The following is a 17656-nucleotide window of genomic DNA, read 5'->3' on the forward strand; positions in this document are numbered from 1 at the left end:
TGCTGCGTGTAAGGCCGGGAAGCAACGAGTACAGCTACAGAGTTATCTATTTGAGTGTTGATGCACGAAAGAGATAAAACCTATTGATGAGTGAGTTACTAACATAAGAGGCTGAAGGAACAACGGTCACACTCTAGCGCATTGCTGAGAACAAATAGAGGTTATCAGTCCTGCTTCCTTTATGGATTGAGTGGAATATGCCTCATTAAAAAGTGGCGGTGGAATTAACAGTGAGTTATAGAGTGGTACGGCTAACGGAGCTGATGACGCATGAGTTCAGTCAAGTCGAAGGGGATATAGAAAGGTTAACGGAAAGGGCACTGAGTTCTGCAATCCCTCATGGCATGAGTTTCTCTCGCTTTATGGACAAACTCAAAAGTGGTGAATTGGCCCTGTTGACGGACACACCATCTAAGCCAGTGATGCTCAGAGATGGAATGAGTAAATCGTGGAGCTTGTCTGCTGAAGGACAAGAGGCACTGTCACCGGAGGCAAAAAATGCCTTTCTCTCTAGAGCGAAGATGTCTGGTGGAGTAGCTGGTGGTTCTGCCCCAAGCCGAAGTCCCGCTGGTTATGCGTCCAACATTGACGAAACTTATGTTCCAGAGCCTGTTAAGCCGGATACCTCTGATGCACCACCTAAGCTCAAATATGAATATTGTTTTGAGGTCGCTTGCTCGGATGAGACGTTAAGAAAAAGCGTGGGCTGTGCATTTCAACTGGGCAAGACTAAGCAAGAAGCTATGATTGGTCGCTGGCAGACGGAGCCCACGGAAAACGGTACTAAATACATCGCTCATACCGCCTTTGATGAGCCGAAAAAATTGTTTGTTAAAGTGGCAGACAGCTCAATGGGTATCAGTGTGCCTGAAAGTGTGCAGGTCAAGCCGATAGACTCAGGTGTAGTGAGGGAGGCTTTTATTCCAGTCATCCCATCAGTGCAGCTAGGGGAGCGTTTAGGGCTGCCAACGGAAGGTTACTATTACCACTTTCATAACGACCGATTAGTTCAAGAATACAGGCTGCTTGGTGAGGGCAAGTGGGCGTTCTATGCCACATGCTCCACTCATGAACGATTGAATGATGAGCAGGGTTACAACGTCTACCAAAGTGCCATTCTGGTTTACTGGAAGCTCGAAGGTAAAGAGATTGAAAACCAACATCTGATTTACTTAGAAAAGCAAATTACCCGAGAAGAGCTTGATAACCTGAATGATGACTGGTTGGTTGAACACGGTATTAAGCTTGATATCGACGAACTGCTCGCAGCACCTAAACAGCCTGTCGCGGAAAGGCAAACCACTCTGCCTGTGAAAACGGATAAATCAGAGAGCAAACCAGAGACGCATATCGTTGCTACAGACTCAAGCACCCATCAACGTGAGTTATGGGGGGCAATTGCAGAGCAGTATGGTTTGTCGGCTAAACAACTACTTGATTTGAATCCTCAGTACAATGCTGACCCGATGACATTGAAGGTTGGTGATTCACTTGTTGTTCAACGAACGAAGCAAGGGCAGAATTTTCCAGAAAAAGAAACGTCGTTACCTCCGCTTTCTCCTTGTACTTATAGTTGTGTGGCGAATACTCATTATGCTTACTCGGGTTCTCTCTTAGTAGGAACGTCATTTAAGGCAATAAACAGTGAAAATCTATTCGCGAAAGAATTGCCCGTTACGAACTTAACGACCATCACAACCGATTCTAAAGCTACGGATTTTGGTAAAGCAGCATTGCTTGCGATTCCAGCGTATACAGCGACGACGAACCTTGGCATTCTGAGTGCTAGTACGCCCAATACTATCGGGACGTGGTCGATTTCAGGAGAAGCATTAGCGGGCTTTGCTCGAATGGGCGGCTTTCTAGTTGCGGCCTTATGGCCTTCTCAGCTTGGGGATGGAACCTTAGAGGGCAATCCTAATGTTTCTACTAATGACACCACAGCGATGCGCGTACGCTTCAATATGTACACGGACGAAAATGGCAAACAGCAAGTGGTCGGGATCAAAACGGGCGAAGGCAGTCCATATGGCGATCTAGTGATGAAGCGTCAGGCTGTGCAACAAGGACAAAACTTTGTTGCGGAGTTAGACAGCGGTATTACTATAACGTGGACGCCCGATGGTTCAACGGATGTGCTGACACCTGATACTGTATTACCCGAAAATGATCAGCTTGATGTTCACAATATCTGGGTCCGCCCGATTGAAGCGCATGAACAAGAGATCGGCGCGGTTCTCTATCCAGAGGAAGATCTTGCCGAGTATATTGTGACTTTTCCTGCTGATGCGGGACTGTCGCCCTTGTACTTAGTATTTAATAAGCGTGGTGCTGGAATTACTAAGGTAAAACCATTGGAAGTGGACACTTATGGAGACTTAGCGCCAAGAAGCAAAAAGGATGGAATGGATATAGATCATATTCCATCTCAGGCGGCACTGCTAAGGGCTGCGGAAGAAATGCTTGGACGCCCTTTAACTGCTGATGAAAAGAAAGAAATTATTAAATCAGGGGCTGGGGTTGCAATCCCGCGAGAGATACATCAAAAGTGTAGTGAAACATATGGCGGAAGAAATAAACTCGAAAAGCAGCAAGTTGATGCAGGTGATCTAGAGGCGGCAGTAAATTCGAATTTTGATGCGATTAAGACATGTTTAAAAGAAAATGGCTACACTGATGAGCAACTCGAGGGTGCTAGAGAAGAGCTCCACCGCTTAAATAGAGCAAATGGATGGTATTAGATGAACTATTTAGATTTTATAGGCTGTACTTATCAAGAACTTGTTAAGAACCCCAAGTTTGCAGCATTAATAACAGGTAATGTGCCATCGACGATGGACGATTATACTGATGAGTTTTACATTCGAGCTTTTGAGAGCGGGATGGAATTTCAATTTGACGCAAATAGCTACGTGCTGAAATTAATCGTTGCTACGAATCCCAATTACTTTATGGGCGATTTAAAGAATATATCATCCAAGGAATTAGTTCATCAGATAATGGGTAAGCCTGTTGAGTCGATGAGAGAGAAAAAAGTACCAGTACTTGGAGTTGTCGGAGCTTGGGACAAGTACGAATCTGCGAATGGTCATACGATTCAAGTCTTGTATGAAGTTGGTTCTACCAAGGTTAAGAGTGTTTTTTACAGATAACATATACTTTCAAACCGATTCGTTGAGACAAAAAAAGAATGGGGAGCGTAATTGTTCCCCATTGTCATTTTTAGCTTTGGCTGGTGGCACTACTGTTCTTTGATTGCTTCACAGCCCTTAGGGACTGTAATGGTCGATGCGTCCTTACCTGCCTCTTGTGCTGTTTTTACATCTATTTTGTATTGAGTACATTTTCCAACGCTGACGTTGACTGCGCCTGTTTCTACAGATGGGTTACCTCCTAATGCTCCCCCTCCCTGAGCGAAAACAAAAGGTGCGATTAGGATTGCAAGTAGAACGAGAATGTTCGTTGTAGTGTGACTCATGGTGTGTATCTCCTAGTGATTTTCAGATTAATCAGGGGTTGACTTGGTTTTAGGCTGGCACTGAGTGGCATCAGAAACTTGTCCGTTCAACTTGCCGCACACATTGGCAGTCCAGTGAAGCAATGCGCCAGCAACGAGGGTGGATTGTGGTCCTTGTTTACCATTCCACTGCTTTTCTAAATATTCCTTTGAGACGTTAGGTGCACCTCCGAGTGCAGCGATGGCTATAGGTGAAGTAGTCATTGAGGCAGCGACTAGAGCTGCAAAAAAGAGTCGGTTTAGATTCATGATGTTTCCTTATTGAATAGAAAGTTGGGGATTATGAAAGTTGTATTGCCGAGGGTTAGAAGGTGTAGACAAAGGTGCCAGCGTTTGACGTGACTTCGATTTCTTTCACGCTGTCTACGGTGCAGTTGTTACTGTATCCGGTGTAGGTTTCACCGAATTTCAACGAAACGTTTCTAGAGAGCTCTGAGGTTGTGCCTGCGGGTAGACGGCAGTTGCCTCTGTTGATAACGATATTGCTTACGACTGTGCTGTCAGTGATAGCTTGAATATCAAAGACCAGTGTTCCCCAATGAGGGTTGGTGGATATAGATACTTCAATATTGGCGGTGACGGTTTGCGCAGCTTCCTGTTCGCTGCAAGCGGTGACTCCGAGAATCAGCATGCTCATCATCATGGTTCGAATTAAGGTATTCATAGGTATCTCTCCGTAGTGGTGAGTTAAATTTGGGATGCACGGATTTCAGCGTGTTCACGCATGAACAGCTCTAGATTGAAATCAGTGGGATAGGTAAAAGAAAACGTCGATACACTGGCCTCATCAATCAAAGGCAAGGCTAGGGTGCGTATCGTGGGTTGACTGGATAATCGAAAAAGCAGCAAGAGCGCGTCACATTGAACTGAGAGTCCCAGTGGTTCGATGAGCGCTTTCTCTTGCTGCAAAACTTGACTCGATATCTTGAGCATACGGTTGTTCAGTAATGCCGTGTGTACCGCATTCAGTACTTGCCGCTGCTCATTACTCCACTCACGAATATTGGGCAGTGCTACATGGATTTTGGCTAACCATGCTTGCTCTTTTGAATGCGCTGAACCCTTGTGAGGTAAGGGTTTGTCTCTCTCCGAGGAGCGACCTTGCCCATAATTCAGTGCATCAGGAACAAGCGGCAGTAAGTACTTATTCGTCAGTTGCCAATAAAGCATTTCCTGCTTGTTGAGCTTCAGTAATTGCTCTGAAGTTTTCCGATAAACATGAGGCATGCTCATCGAATCACACTCCACGTTAAACACGTCCACAATGATTTCATCGAGATAGCGTTTAATGCTGCGAGTGGTACGGTGGATATCGAGTAGGGCTAACTGCTGCTGCAACTCCCTAACGGTAATCCATCGGTGTTGAGGAATAAGCATCAGCGTGTGCAGCAAAGCGGATAACCCTTCAATGCTGGTTTTATTGCTCATGACTACACTCTCAATACATCAAAGCTCCAAGACCGGAGGTGGACATTTAATGTCGGGAGAGTAGAGGTGAGTCAGACACATAATGTCCAACGGTGAAAACAGCATCAATCGGCAACACGAAAGCGTGAGCCGATTAACATTAACGAGGCTTATGCTTATCACTGAACTCGGCAATCGCTGCCAGTAATCCAATCAACAGCACCACCAGAAAACCTAACGTCGTCAGAGTTCCGATAGCGCCAAAGAAAGGAGAGAGGGTAAACAAGGTAATAAGAGCAGTGACAAGCTTGATGGTGTTAAGGAGAAGGGAAGTCATGAGTTATTGCGGGGTGACGGCTATTTCGTTGTAAGCGTCCATATCGACGTAGGCAAGAAAGTTACTCTCCCATAAACGATACAACTCTTTGGCATCACGGCTACCCTGCATGGGTAGCCAGCCTCGATAAGCCACAAAGAACTGTCCAACCCGAAAATCAAAGTCTAAGTTTCGCTCTAGCTCTGGGTAGTAGTTGCCCATATAAGCAAAGTCAGTGATGTACTCAATACTCCATTCTCCTGTCGAGGTTTGGCAAATCGCCATCTCAACCGGATGAAAACCGCCTTCATCCGCGCTGTAACTTTTATCGCGAAAGTTAAACACCAGATAACGGCTGGTGGTCAGTGCTTCATTACTCAGCAAATGAGCGGTGAACTGTTCACTTAGCAACTTATGCAGTTTCTTTGATACAGGTAGTAAGGATGCTGTGAAGTTTAATTTGGACATAGTGAGTCCTCCTTGTTTCAGGATTCAAATAAGAAATGAGAGAGTTAGAATTTAGTTGAACGTACCGACCATCGTCAGTTGCACGTCATCAAAGACGTTTCTGGAAAGGTGGCGAGCAAAGGCTTTCATCCATACTGAGAGTAGCTCTTGGACGTCAGGGTGTGATAAATCCGTGCTCCCCACATCGGGTTGATAGCACCAACGATTAGCAAGGTGAAAGTACAACTCAGGCTCAACGGATGTGCTGTGGTCGTCGGGATAAGAGAAGCTGGCAAAGAACACCACCAGCCAAGGGCTTGAGGTTGACTCGCGTTTAAACTGTACCTCTATCGGATGTAAACCTTGACGATGTCGGTAGTAACTCATCTGACGGCAGTTCAGCACGAGTCGTTCAGCGTTCTCTGGCAGAGTGTATTTATTCAGAAGTGCTTCCAGTGACGCATGTAACGCATCATCAATGCACAGCTCTCCGTAATGTTGTTTAATCATAACCACCCCCTTTCAGCAAACGAGGTGCAGGTATCGCCTGTCACGATATGGTCGAGAACTCGTACATCCACCAGCGCTAAAGCATCTTTAAGTCTTTCGGTTATCCGTCTATCAGCTTGGGAGGGCGTTGAGTCTCCAGATGGATGGTTATGCGCAAATATCACCGCTGCTGCATTCATTTCTAATACCGCTTTCACCACTTCACGTGGATAGACGCTGGCCGCATCTACGGTGCCATGAAACAGCTCTTTAAATTCAATTAGTCGGTTTTGGTTATCCAGCAGCAATAAGGCAAACACTTCACGTTCATAGCTGCCTAGCTTGCAGCGAACGTACTCTTTAGTGGCTTCAGGTTTAGTTAGGGCATCACCACGCACGTAGCGTGTTGCGAGTATCTCAGCGGCATGCTCTAGGATTTCATTTTCCTGATAGCGTTGCTGCTTTTGGTAATTGGAAGTTTTGGGATTCATTTCAGGCTCCTGTCGGACTCAATGATGGGATTTCACATTGATGACATATGCCTGAAAACTTTTGGATTTCATGTTGGTTGTAAAGAAAGGTTGTTTAGCTGGATGTAAGGTGGACATTTCGAGTGCTCGGTGAGGCTACTCTATTCAATCATGGCTAAGTCCTTGGATTCCTTACGAGTCTTTTTACACAATATATTGGATATGGGCGCTTGGACAAGTGAAAGGCTGATTCTGCGTGGTAGTATGTCTCTAAATTGACGACTCAGACGCATATACATTCGTTTTCGAGTGTATCGATATAAGGTTTAGAGTGACATATGAACTTGAGAGAAAGTATCTTTTGCCATGAAATGTTTCTTGCTTCTAATGTAAGTTCTAGTTGTAGTTACGGTTCTAGTCATATACGACAAATAGAAGAAACTTGGGATTTCGAAGACGACGAGTTTTACGATGAAATCAAGAGCCTTGAAATGGAAGGCTTGATAAGAAAAGATGGGGATCATGAATGTTTTCAGGCAACGAAACAAGGACTCATTGCCCGAGAGAAAAGTTACCAAGAGAGAGGGCTGCGTCATCCTGTTCTACAATCTCAAACAGATAGTATTTCGGACATGATTATCGCACTAATGTCGAGCAATGAAAGAATAGGAATTGAGGTATTAGAGTATACAGAATTTGACTTGAATGCAGTTAATATTTACTTGTGGAAACTGTCTGAGAAAGAGATTGATTCGGCGGTTAAGTACTTATTAGATAATCAATTTATAGAGAAGGAAGCGTTTGGCTTTTATGATGGGAATTACCATCACCTCACAGCTAAAGGCCGTAGGTATTATGCGAAATCAGTTACAGGTCTTCTCAATATATCATCTCCTCGTACTATTTTAAGCGCGGTGCCGGATTGTGTTGAGCCTCCAGCTTTCACTGGTGATTATGCGGAAAACTTAGTCTATCGTTGGAATGAGGCAGAAAAATGCAGAGATGCAGCTGCTTGGTTATCTGCCACAACTATGTATGGTTCAATTTTGGAAACAGTGTTGATTTCTGTTTTACAAGCGAGAGAAGAGGATGCATATGCCTCCAGTCATTCACCAAAAAGAAGAACTCCGATAGAGCGGTGGAGGCTGGATGATATGCTAAAGGTTGCTAACTGCATTGGCATTATCGATAACACATTAGCTGGGTATGGGAATGTGTTGCGAGATGCTCGAAACTTAATACATCCCTCGAAACAGATTAAGGAAGCCAGCTACCCAGATAAAGAAAGTGCAAAAATTGCGTCTGAAGTTGTGCGGGCTATAGTGGCAAAAACCACGCAGTTGTATGTTTAAATACAGTGTATAGAGCTCAAATAGGTTTATGAGCTCTTTGGAATTATTACGCTTAACCTGAACCCATGACCTGAAAGCTAGGGCTACAATATAAAAAGTAAGCGCTGACTTTTGCGAATAATCATTAATGTGCCTTTCATTTTGGTCAAATAGACATAGTTGTTCTACTGGCAACTTAAATCATCAGAAATATGAACTTTAGTTTACTGAAACTTGATCAAACAATAAGTAATCGATACCTTCCTATCTTAAACTCTACACCCTAATTAAAGGTTTGTTTTTTGCGAGGAATGGTGTCGCTTTGGAGTTTTTGATTTTTATTGGTGTTTGTTGGTTGCTTTCCAAGCTATTTAGTGGGACTAAATCTAGCTCATCAACAGCTAACTCCACAAGGAATACTAGAAATACACGTAACTCTTCTCATCGAGATACCACCTCGACCCCATTACAAAAGAAGCCAAGTACTCCCCCTCAGTCTTATAGACCGACAGCAAGAACGTCTTCTGTTACAAATAGGCCTGCTATCAGATTTTCGGAAGGGTCGAGCGGTTTTGATGTTGCTAGTACGAGTTTAAACAGTAGTAGCTCTGGAGTGGTCAACGTCGATCTCTCCGGATTGCATGATGCATTCACAGGAGCCCCATTAGACAAAAACTTGGGACTGCACCAGTGTCAGCGTTGTAAGGTATTTTATCACTCTGAGAGTGTTACAGTTCTTAAAGAGGCGAATGCTGGTCAATGTGTAGCATGTCCATCTACACAAATCCGAGTTGTTAATGTTGGGCAAGAGAAAAAGTCTGGTCGAGATTACACTCCTGAAGTCATTACGTTAAGTAATTACAGGGAGCACGTAGGCTCTGTAGTAACGTTTGAAGCGAAGGTTATTGAAGTGAAGGAGAGTCGTCGAGGAAGTGATTTTGCTGTGATGTTCGAGCGCAAGTCATGGACCCAAGGTTTTAAACTCGTATTTTTCCGCAGAGCACTAACAAAAGTGGGTGGTAAACCTTATATTTCTAGCTTAGGTGGTAAGACTGTCAAAGTGCGAGGTTTAGTCGTAAATCATCCTAAATATGGCTATCAGATTATTGTATCTGAAAAATCAATGATATTGGGAGCACGTTGATGAAGTGGACAGATATAAGCACGACACAAAGCGGTTATAGAGGTGAGTTAGAGGTTCTCGAAGGCCAAACTCCCCATGAACGTTTAGGAATTTCAACAACTGCAACTTTAAGTGAAGCTAAGAAAGCATATAAAGAAAAAGTGAAGCTATATCACCCTGACCGTACCGATGATTTTATGTCTCAATACAGTTCAGAAGTGGTGAAGCTATTAAATGATGCGATAAAAAGGATCAAAAAGGCACATGGAAAGTAAAAGTGGAAGGTATCAAAGGCATGAGTTGATTGATTGGTTCCCTCAGCAAGCAGTACATGAGGCTAAAGTTGCAGTAGTTGGTTGTGGGGCTGTCGGAAACGAAGTTGCTAAGAACTTGGCGTTGTTGGGAGTAGGTCACATTGACTTGTATGATTTCGACACCATAGAAATCCATAACCTAACAAAAAGCGTTCTTTTTCGAGAGGAGGACGTTGGAGAGGAAAAGGTTACCGTTGCTAGAAAAAGGCTCATAGAACTAGAACCAAATCTTTCTGTGAATGCTTTTCACGGAGATGCATGGGAACTATTGCGTTTCGCGCAATTAGAAAGCTATTCGTGTGTCTTGTGTTGTGTCGATAACTTTGAGGCCAGAATCAAACTTAACCAGTTATGCTTACTTTCTGGCACACCACTGATTAATACGGGCATAGATAGTAAATACTGCCAAATTGAGGCGTATCCTTTCGGAAAGGATAACCAAAATGCATGCTATGAGTGCTCTTTACCACTGTCAGTCTATGAAAGAGTGCAGGAAAGGTATTCTTGTGGTTGGTTGAAGAAAGTCGCTTTTGAAGAGAAAAAGATACCTACGACAATTTTAACGTCGAGTATAACTGGTAGTTTTGCCGCTTCTTTAGCGATGAGTTTCATCAAAGGTGATTTTAACTGCAACGCTACACGTATACTTCAAAACTCTACAACTGGACATTCATCTTTATCAACTTTGCAGAGAAGTGATCATTGTCCATGCTGCTCAGAAGTTTCAGATATTCCGCACATAACTTCAAGCGGGAGGAGTATTCTAAAATTGGGCGGTAATTTGGGAGCCAATTATGACGCATTGGTGACAAGTAGCGAACCAATTATTGTATCAGCTGAATGTTCGCTATGTGGTTTGAAAAACAATTCAGTAGTATTCACAAGGGCTGCTGACTCTGATTCTAGTCTTATGTGGTGTGCAGACTGCAAAGCAGAGTCTGTCTTAGTTGATATCAAAGACCACTTTACGATACAGGAGCTAAAAGAAAATTACCTTAATAAATCTTTCCCAGGGAAATTTGTACAAATGCAAGTTCATGGGAAAACAGTAGTTATTGAATTGAGGGACAATTAATGTCTGAAGTTAAAGTAATCATCCGAACCGCAGATCAAACTCGCAAAGCGGAAGTTGTACTAGATTTATCTAACACTGGAGCTGATGTTATCCAAGCGTCTGTAGATAATTGGTCACTTCCTGTTGATACTGATTATAGCTTAGTAAGCACTAACAGCGGCAAGACACTTACACCATCATCGACACTTAGTAGTGCTGAAATTAAGGATGGAGATATTCTAGAGGTTCAACCAGTTTTAGTTGCAGGGTGATGAAGAATGAGTGCATTTGCTACAAGGGTTCAGGAGGACCTAAGAAAGTTAGACGTTTTAAGTCGCGAAACGGGCGGAAAAGTAAAAGTTGTATCGAAAACGGGAAGCCCTGTAAGAGAGCTTCTTATTGAGCTCGCATACCCTACGGCAGGTTCTAGTAGTTTCCCAAGTACAGTCCAACACAGGACGACTGTTAAGATTGAGCTTTTAAGCCGATATCCTTTCCAAGAGCCGAGTGCAAAAATTACTACGCCAATCTACCACCCAAATGTGTACACATCAGGACAGATCTGTTTTGGCACCAAGTGGTTGCCCTCTCAAAGTCTAGACTTGTTGGTGAAGCGCATAATTAAAATAATTACTTTTGATGAGAGTATTCTAAATGAGTCTTCTCCTGCCAACGGAGCAGCATTGAGCTGGTATCGCATCGCCGTAGCTCAATACCCGAATAGTTTCCCTACAACTAAGTTAGGCTATGAGCAACAGGCGAAGAAGACAATGTCATGGAATAACGTCGAAACAAAAGTAGTGGTTAATTGCACACATTGTGAAACATCTTTGCGCTTACCAAGTGGTCAGAAAGGAAATGTTAATTGCCCTCGTTGTAGAAAAGGATTCTATGTTGAGACATGAAATGGACAGATAAAAAACCTGATATCTATGCAAAGCCAATAACACAGGCCTTTTCTGAAGTACCTGTGCTATCACTATTGGAGATATTGTCTAGTAGCATAGAAGCCCCACATGTCTTCATTTCGGATACGGTTAAAAAACAAATTATCGAACATATAACTGAAAACGAAACTGAGTCGGGAGGGTTGCTTCTTGGAGAAGTACTAAGCGTAGATAATTTAGAGTCAGGTGTAGTTGCTGTACACGTAACAAAATCGGTTCCGAGCGAAGATTTTGATGCTACGAGTGTCTCTTTATGTATGGGAACGGCGGTGTGGGATACCGCTCGACGGCATGCCACAAAGAGCAATTTCGTAGTGGGGTGGTATCACAGTCACCCTAACTTAGGTGCTTTTTTTAGTGGTACAGACCGTCAAACTCAGGCAGCATTTTTCAATAAAAGTTATCATCTCGGGCTTGTTATTGATCCGATACGAGATGAAGAATGTTGGTTTGTTAGCGGTGAGTCTTCTCCAGTACCTCTCACCCATGTTTGGAGTGGTTACAGCGAGTTATTAGCTTAAGTCATTTAGGTGGACGAAGTAATATTCGGTGAGTGTGGCACTTTACTCCTTTGAGCTTGTAGTGGATTGGATTGGATTGGATTGGATTGGTGTCAGCTATGCGCCAATAGTCGGGCGAGCATTTGAAAAGGTATCTAGATTGGTGGACGGCTTTGAGTCACCTCAGGATCTAGAGCTTCTTGCAACAGTGCATTGGTTAAACAAGTATGAGCAAGCGAGAAATACTGATCAGGTAATTGAAGGTGTTCATTCTTGGAATAAGAGAAAGCAGCAGCTCACAACATGGAAAATTGCTATCGCAGAGAAGGTCCTTGGCAATCAGCATTGCTTGAGTGCTTAATGTCTTACTGGCAAAACTGTTGTTAGGCAGTCAACGTTTTAGTTGCTTTTTTACGCTAGATACTGCTTCATTGCGGTCTCTTTTTATATACTCCTTAGTCTTTAATCCAAATGACCGCTTGTTAGCGTAAAAAACGATGAAGCAGTAAACATAAAGCTAATGGAAAATTATATGCATGTCGTCTTCAACAACAAAACTAAGGATTGATAATGATAAATACAATATATCGCCTGTTGTTGACGTTCAATGCTACGTCATTGTTAGTGATAATCTTCTTAGTACAGAAAACGTATACCTTGGGACATTTTTATCCCCAATGTCCATTTTTAGCTGAGATGCCTAATTTTGTGTCATATGTTGGGTATTTTTTGGTTCCTGTTTTATTGACGGGATTTAGTATCTTACTGAGCTCTTTACTCGGTCAGGATGATTTTAAACCACAAGAAATTAGTAGCATTGAGCATGCAAATAATAGCTTCCTTCCAAGTTATCTCGGATACTTTTTTGTGGCGCTGAGTGTGAGCAATTGGGAAACACTATGGTTTGTGTATGGAGTATTGTTTGTGTTCACATTTCTATCGCAAGCTTTGTATTTCAACCCGTTGTTCTTGCTTTTTGGTTTTGAGTTCTACAATATCAATACTAGAAATGGGACGTCTATCTTCTTGATAAGCAAATATAAATATAAGAAGCCTGTTGAGGTGGATGTCCCAGTGGCAAACCGAATTAACAATTACACGTTTATCGAGCGAGGTAGCAATGGATCACGTGTTGGCGAAGGTTAAAGGTTTACGTAAGAAGCCTTATTTTAAGCTTATATCCAATAATAGCTTGTTTGATGCGGTTCAAGTAGACGCTGCTACTTGTGTACCTTACGACCCAGATCATAACTTGGATGAAGATGCTTGGTTCAGTGTTGAAGGATTTAGCCAAAAAACATTTTGTCTTGATTTGCTAAAATCTCAATTTGACTCCAAGGATTATGACGATCTGAAAAAAGAGCAGTTTGGGAAGATTGGTTTTGTTTTTGCTATTCAAGGTGGAGACTTTTACTTTCAGAAGGTTACGCCATCCCTATTTATTCGTCGCAAAACACTTGTCTTTGGTGAAGCAGCAACAATTGAGGAGGATGCAAATCGTTTGGTTATCAACTCCGAACCTGACGCAGTTTATCTTACTCAATCAGATACGCTCATTTTTACCAACCTCGCGACGATTTCTAGCATTTTTAAGGGAATTGATGTCCTTTATAAAGAAGCTACGGATCAAGAGGTTGAGCAGTTTTTAGAAGAAGACTTCATTGAGTTAGCTGACGATTATAACTTGGCTAAGGTATCAAAGCCGAATAGAAAGCGTATTGCTCTAGCAATGGATACATTGAACGCAATGGAAACAGAAGAGCGTGACCAGATGCTTTCATATATTCACAGCTACTGTGACCAAAAGCTACGTTTTGATACTGATAATGGGAAATTTGAAATCAAAACGGATGATGAGTTGAAATATCTACTTTACGGTATTGAACAGCGTTTTTACACAACGCCTCTCAGTAAAGAAAGGCGTTTAGCAAACTCAGTTCAGTCGATGGATTAAATTACTTTCAATTGTTTAGTTCCAGTAACGGAGAGGCTGCCTTTGGCGGCCTCTTCTATATGCCCACTCCACCAGCACATCATTGGCTTTCTGCGTTCTAGGTAGTCTGTGCGGTTATAGGCACTGCGTACTTGGTTATCGTCAACGTGGGCCAATGATGCTTCGATTAAGTCACGGTCAAAGCCTTGCTCATTGAGTGTGGTACTCGCTAGCGAGCGTAAGCCGTGACTAACAAGCCTATTTCTGAACCCCATACGTTTTAGTGCCATATTTGCCGTTTGGCTGTTACACGGTTTTTTTGGATCTCGGTCTGAGGGGAAGATAAACTCTCTATGACCGCTAATTGGCCTGATTACTTCCAAAAGCGCCAACATCTGCTCTGTGAGCGGTATGCGGTGCTCTCTCCTTTTTTTCATTCTCTCAGCAGGGATAATCCAGATGTTATTCTCCCAATCAATCTCATCCCATTTAGCACCAGATGCCTCGCTAGGACGAGTCATTGTGTGTAATTGCCACTCAAGTAAGCAACGAGTAGTACGCTTTATGCTGGCATTAGCGATAGCTGCCATTAGTTTCGGTAACTCGGCGGGAGTTAACGTAAGCATATTTTCTTTTTTCGGTTTTTTGAAAGCAGCACGGATACCAGTCAATGGGTTCGCTTTAATTAATCCGCAGTTAGCTGCATAGTTCATGATCTCATTGAGTCGTTGAGAGAGACGCTTGACTGTCTCCAAACTGCCTTTTGCTTCGATGGGCCTTAAGAGATTAATAATGAGAGGAGCATCAATATCTTTTACCGGTGTATTCGCTATTTGCGGAAGTACATGAAGTTCCAGAGAGCGCCAGATATCAACAGCATAGTCTGGAGTGACTTCATATTTTTTGAGGTCAAACCAATCTTCAGAGACTTTAGCAAAGGTATGTTCGTAAACTTCTCTATGAGCAAGGTCTTGACGTTTTCGTTCTTCTAAAGGATCAATTCCTTGTGCTAGTAGCTCTTTAGCCTCCATTGCACTCTTACGTGCATTAGCAAGAGAAAGGTCAGGATACTTACCCAAACTCAAATTAGTTCGCCGCTTCTTGGTTGGGTGAGTGTAGTTGAGTAACCAAAGCTTGGAGCCGTTAGTTTTTACTCTCAAACGGAGTCCATCGCCATCGGAAAGCGCATACTCTTTCTCTTTTGGTTTGGCTGATTTGAGCTCTTTGTCCGTTAGTCTAGTAGTTGTTCTTGCCATAATTGGTACACCAAATTGATACACTAATATCAGTGTACCTTTTGATGTACCTAAAAATCAAAGATGTCTTTGGACGTAAGTGGATGTCGAAGTACGTTAAGTTATTGATTTTACGTTGTCTCTGGCACAAAAAAAGACGTCCTGAGACGTCTTTAGATGTTGAATTGGTGGAGCTGGCGGGAGTTGAACCCGCGTCCGAAAACCTTTCATCATTGGTACTACATGCTTAGTCGATCTTTAAATTCACCATCCACCTGCGAACCGACACGCTAATGAATGACTATCCTGAATTATAATTCGTCGTTCATCTCTCAGGCGGGAGAATCCGGACTAGCGCGTTTGGGTTTGATCTCTCGTTATTCCCCGTCTTACGTGCGGAAGCTAGGGCGAGAGAGCTCTGAGCAGGTTATTAAGCTGCTAGTGCGTAGTTTTCGTCGTTTGCGACTATTTTTTTGCGGTTTATTAACGAGGCCTACCGCACCTCGGCATGCACCTCAGACTTCTGAATTCCCGTCGAATCCTAAATCAGCCCCAGGGTGTTGAAGCATAGTATCAGAAAAGCCAAGGCTGTCTAGTACTCTGCGTCTAAGTGGTTAAGATTAACGCAGCGCGCTCTTCATTACGCGTGCTTTCTCTCTTGCCCAATCTTTTTCTTTTAGATCAGTACGTTTGTCGTGCAGTTTCTTACCTTTTGCGACACCGATTTTCATCTTCACCCAAGAGCGAGACCAATATAGTGATAGCGCGGCTAGCGTCATACCTTCACGGTTGATGCGGCCAAATAGGTTATCGAGCTCACGACGGCTCATAAGTAGTTTACGCACGCGTGTCGGGTTAGCGACAACGTGGGTAGATGCTTGATTAAGAGGAGTAATCGTCATGCCGCTGACAAAGGCTTCTCCGTCTCGCATAAACACATAGCTTTCAGCGATATTGGCTTTGCCTTGGCGAAGGGCTTTGACTTCCCAGCCTTGTAGCTCCAAGCCAGCTTCAATTTCATCATCAATGAAGTATTCGTGGCGAGCTTTCTTGTTTAGCGCGATAGTGTTACTACCCGCTTTTTGTTTGGTTTTTTTCTTTGCCATAATGGTTGCATTATACGACCAGTCGAAGGGTTAGCAAATCCCTTTATTTGCGCTAACAGCAAATAAAAGTAAAATTGTAGCTAGCTTGAGTTTCGAGCGAGATGATCGAGGAGAGAATATGAAGCAAGTCAGTCGTTCTGCATTGGTTTCGTTTAGTGCAGAGCAGATGTTTGATCTGGTTAACGATGTGGCCAGCTATCCTGAGTTTTTACCGGGGTGCTCGGGCTCGCGTGTGATTGAAGCGAGCGAATCGGCCATGGTTGCTTCTGTAGATGTCTCGAAAGCCGGTATTAGCAAAACTTTCACCACCTCAAATGAATTGGTATCAGGTGAAGCGATTTTGATGAACTTGGTTGATGGTCCATTTAAAACCCTAAAAGGCGGCTGGTTTTTTACTGCGTTAGACGAGAGTGCATGTAAAGTTGAGTTGAAGTTGGAGTTCGAGTTTTCAAGTAAGATGATTGAACTTGCGTTTGGTAAGGTTTTTAACGAGCTCACTAGCAATATGGTGAATGCGTTTACCAAGCGCGCGAAACAGGTGTACACGTGTTATGAGTATTGAGTCAGACATGATTCATGTTGAAGTGGTCTATGCGTTGCCAAATGAGCAACGAGTGTTCACTTTAGTGGTTAACAAGGCGATGACTGTTGAAGAGATCATCGTCCAATCTGGCGTGTTAGAGCTTTACCCTGAGATTGATTTGAAGGTTAACAAAGTTGGGGTGTTTAGCCGCAACGTAAAACTAAGCGCAACAGTTCGTGATAAAGACCGCGTTGAAATTTATCGCCCATTATTGGCGGACCCAAAAGAGATTCGTCGTAAGCGAGCAGAGCAAGCGAAAGAGGCGGGTAAGAGTTAAGCTCTTGTATGGTCTGACAAATGGTTAGACAAAAAGTAAAAGGCTCGCAATGCGAGCCTTTTTGATATCTGCGATTTAAGAGCGTTTAGTTGATGCTCTCGAAGAAGTCTTTACTTGCAGGGAAATCACCGCTGATTTCTGTCAGCAAACCTTGATCGTTGAAATCTACAATCAGGTCTTTCTGTTCCGAGAAGTGATGGCCTTCAGTGTGGTGATAAATGTAATACCAAGTGTCTGGGTATCCATTTTCAATCAGCATTGGAGATCCCAATACGTAGCGTACTTGTTCCTTGCTCATACCAAACTTTAATTGGTTAACCGCTTCTTGCTCAACGTAGTTGCCTTGATTGATATCGATACGATAAACCAATCTCTCTAAAAGAGAACAACCTGTTAGCATTGTCATTGCGAGTGGTACAGCGATAAGCCACTTTTTCAATTGCATACTCAAATTCTTGTAACTATCCATTTAATAACTGGGCTGATGATAAACAAGCTTAAGGCTAATGTAAAAAGCTCTTCTTGTTTTGAATTGTTTCAGACCATGATTTTTGAATTTGGTTGCAAAGTCGAGGCATAAATCTGACAAAAATCGCCTTAATTGCAC

25 protein-coding genes and 1 other RNA gene are annotated in these 17656 nt (G+C 43.1%); 14 read left to right on the forward strand and 12 right to left on the reverse strand.

The window, feature by feature from the left end; genetic code table 11:
- Positions 1-218 precede the first annotated feature (218 nt).
- Positions 219-2741, forward strand: coding sequence for a T6SS effector antibacterial DNase (locus OH461_RS12450; protein ID WP_270020941.1), 2523 nt, complete (start codon positions 219-221; stop codon positions 2739-2741).
- A complete protein-coding gene (locus OH461_RS12455; protein ID WP_270020942.1) occupies positions 2742-3152 on the forward strand; it encodes a hypothetical protein in 411 nt (136 codons plus the stop codon).
- Positions 3153-3241: 89 nt separating this feature from the next.
- On the opposite strand, the gene OH461_RS12460 is transcribed toward OH461_RS12455, so the two are convergent.
- The 8 genes from OH461_RS12460 to radC all read right to left on the reverse strand — a co-directional run bounded on the left by OH461_RS12460 (position 3242) and on the right by radC (position 6667).
- Positions 3242-3478, reverse strand: a complete 237-nt coding sequence (locus OH461_RS12460; protein ID WP_270020943.1) for a hypothetical protein — start codon at positions 3476-3478, stop codon at positions 3242-3244.
- Positions 3479-3505: 27 nt separating this feature from the next.
- Positions 3506-3766 (reverse strand): hypothetical protein, encoded by a 261-nt coding sequence (locus OH461_RS12465; RefSeq protein WP_270020944.1) that lies wholly within the window; start codon positions 3764-3766, stop codon positions 3506-3508.
- 55 nt (positions 3767-3821) lie between these two features.
- Complete coding sequence (locus tag OH461_RS12470) at positions 3822-4181, reverse strand: hypothetical protein (RefSeq protein WP_270020945.1); 360 nt, start codon at positions 4179-4181, stop codon at positions 3822-3824.
- A 23-nt stretch (positions 4182-4204) separates the two neighbouring features.
- Positions 4205-4945, reverse strand: a complete 741-nt coding sequence (locus tag OH461_RS12475; protein ID WP_270020946.1) for a transcriptional regulator — start codon at positions 4943-4945, stop codon at positions 4205-4207.
- Positions 4946-5084: 139 nt separating this feature from the next.
- The gene (locus OH461_RS12480; RefSeq protein ID WP_038156520.1) at positions 5085-5261 is read right to left on the reverse strand and encodes a hypothetical protein; all 177 of its coding nucleotides are present in this window, start codon (positions 5259-5261) and stop codon (positions 5085-5087) included.
- 3 nt (positions 5262-5264) lie between these two features.
- The gene (locus tag OH461_RS12485; RefSeq protein ID WP_270020947.1) at positions 5265-5708 is read right to left on the reverse strand and encodes a DUF2787 domain-containing protein; all 444 of its coding nucleotides are present in this window, start codon (positions 5706-5708) and stop codon (positions 5265-5267) included.
- 51 nt (positions 5709-5759) lie between these two features.
- Positions 5760-6197, reverse strand: coding sequence for a DUF2787 domain-containing protein (locus tag OH461_RS12490; RefSeq protein ID WP_270020948.1), 438 nt, complete (start codon positions 6195-6197; stop codon positions 5760-5762).
- Positions 6194-6667: a RadC family protein gene (gene radC / locus OH461_RS12495; protein WP_270020949.1), complete on the reverse strand. Its 474-nt coding sequence runs from the start codon at positions 6665-6667 to the stop codon at positions 6194-6196. The genes OH461_RS12490 and radC overlap by 4 nt, the downstream gene beginning before the upstream one ends.
- Positions 6668-6984: 317 nt before the next feature.
- Between radC and OH461_RS12500 the strand changes: the two genes are divergently transcribed.
- The 10 genes from OH461_RS12500 to OH461_RS12545 all read left to right on the forward strand — a co-directional run bounded on the left by OH461_RS12500 (position 6985) and on the right by OH461_RS12545 (position 13869).
- Entirely contained in the window at positions 6985-7998 is a 1014-nt protein-coding gene (locus tag OH461_RS12500) for a hypothetical protein (protein WP_270020950.1), read from the forward strand.
- A 592-nt stretch (positions 7999-8590) separates the two neighbouring features.
- Positions 8591-9121 (forward strand): hypothetical protein, encoded by a 531-nt coding sequence (locus OH461_RS12505; RefSeq protein WP_270020951.1) that lies wholly within the window; start codon positions 8591-8593, stop codon positions 9119-9121.
- A complete protein-coding gene (locus OH461_RS12510) occupies positions 9121-9375 on the forward strand; it encodes a J domain-containing protein (protein ID WP_171352580.1) in 255 nt (84 codons plus the stop codon). The genes OH461_RS12505 and OH461_RS12510 overlap by 1 nt, the downstream gene beginning before the upstream one ends.
- Positions 9365-10489 (forward strand): HesA/MoeB/ThiF family protein, encoded by a 1125-nt coding sequence (locus tag OH461_RS12515; protein ID WP_270020952.1) that lies wholly within the window; start codon positions 9365-9367, stop codon positions 10487-10489. The genes OH461_RS12510 and OH461_RS12515 overlap by 11 nt, the downstream gene beginning before the upstream one ends.
- Entirely contained in the window at positions 10489-10740 is a 252-nt protein-coding gene (locus tag OH461_RS12520; RefSeq protein ID WP_054961241.1) for a hypothetical protein, read from the forward strand. Before OH461_RS12515 ends, OH461_RS12520 begins: the two co-directional genes overlap by 1 nt.
- Positions 10741-10746: 6 nt before the next feature.
- A complete protein-coding gene (locus OH461_RS12525; RefSeq protein ID WP_054961242.1) occupies positions 10747-11373 on the forward strand; it encodes a ubiquitin-conjugating enzyme E2 variant in 627 nt (208 codons plus the stop codon).
- Positions 11370-11936, forward strand: a complete 567-nt coding sequence (locus OH461_RS12530) for a Mov34/MPN/PAD-1 family protein (RefSeq protein ID WP_270020953.1) — start codon at positions 11370-11372, stop codon at positions 11934-11936. The genes OH461_RS12525 and OH461_RS12530 overlap by 4 nt, the downstream gene beginning before the upstream one ends.
- Positions 11937-11964: 28 nt before the next feature.
- Positions 11965-12276 carry a hypothetical protein gene (locus OH461_RS12535; protein ID WP_270020954.1) on the forward strand — a complete coding sequence of 104 codons (312 nt, stop codon included), beginning with the start codon at positions 11965-11967 and terminating at the stop codon, positions 12274-12276.
- Positions 12277-12485: 209 nt separating this feature from the next.
- Positions 12486-13061 (forward strand): hypothetical protein, encoded by a 576-nt coding sequence (locus OH461_RS12540; protein WP_054961245.1) that lies wholly within the window; start codon positions 12486-12488, stop codon positions 13059-13061.
- The gene (locus OH461_RS12545; protein ID WP_270020955.1) at positions 13036-13869 is read left to right on the forward strand and encodes an ATP F0F1 synthase synthase; all 834 of its coding nucleotides are present in this window, start codon (positions 13036-13038) and stop codon (positions 13867-13869) included. Before OH461_RS12540 ends, OH461_RS12545 begins: the two co-directional genes overlap by 26 nt.
- Here OH461_RS12545 and OH461_RS12550 read toward each other — a convergent pair.
- The 3 genes from OH461_RS12550 to smpB form a co-directional block, all read right to left on the reverse strand.
- Entirely contained in the window at positions 13866-15104 is a 1239-nt protein-coding gene (locus OH461_RS12550) for an integrase domain-containing protein (RefSeq protein WP_270020956.1), read from the reverse strand. The genes OH461_RS12545 and OH461_RS12550 overlap by 4 nt on opposite strands.
- 165 nt (positions 15105-15269) lie before the next feature.
- Positions 15270-15637: a transfer-messenger RNA gene (gene ssrA, locus OH461_RS12555) on the reverse strand.
- Between the two features lie 66 nt (positions 15638-15703).
- Positions 15704-16189, reverse strand: a complete 486-nt coding sequence (gene smpB, locus OH461_RS12560) for an SsrA-binding protein SmpB (protein WP_270020957.1) — start codon at positions 16187-16189, stop codon at positions 15704-15706.
- Between the two features lie 118 nt (positions 16190-16307).
- On the opposite strand from smpB, the gene OH461_RS12565 reads away from it, so the two are divergent.
- Entirely contained in the window at positions 16308-16751 is a 444-nt protein-coding gene (locus OH461_RS12565) for an SRPBCC family protein (protein WP_270020958.1), read from the forward strand.
- Complete coding sequence (locus OH461_RS12570; RefSeq protein WP_270020959.1) at positions 16741-17049, forward strand: RnfH family protein; 309 nt, start codon at positions 16741-16743, stop codon at positions 17047-17049. The genes OH461_RS12565 and OH461_RS12570 overlap by 11 nt, the downstream gene beginning before the upstream one ends.
- 85 nt (positions 17050-17134) lie before the next feature.
- On the opposite strand, the gene bamE is transcribed toward OH461_RS12570, so the two are convergent.
- On the reverse strand, positions 17135-17494 hold the full coding sequence (bamE, locus tag OH461_RS12575) for an outer membrane protein assembly factor BamE (RefSeq protein ID WP_270020960.1): 360 nt from the start codon (positions 17492-17494) through the stop codon (positions 17135-17137).
- Between the last annotated feature and the right edge of the window lie 162 nt (positions 17495-17656).

This window comes from Vibrio sp. LaRot3 (assembly GCF_027587025.1).
Taxonomy (GTDB): Bacteria; Pseudomonadota; Gammaproteobacteria; order Enterobacterales; family Vibrionaceae; genus Vibrio.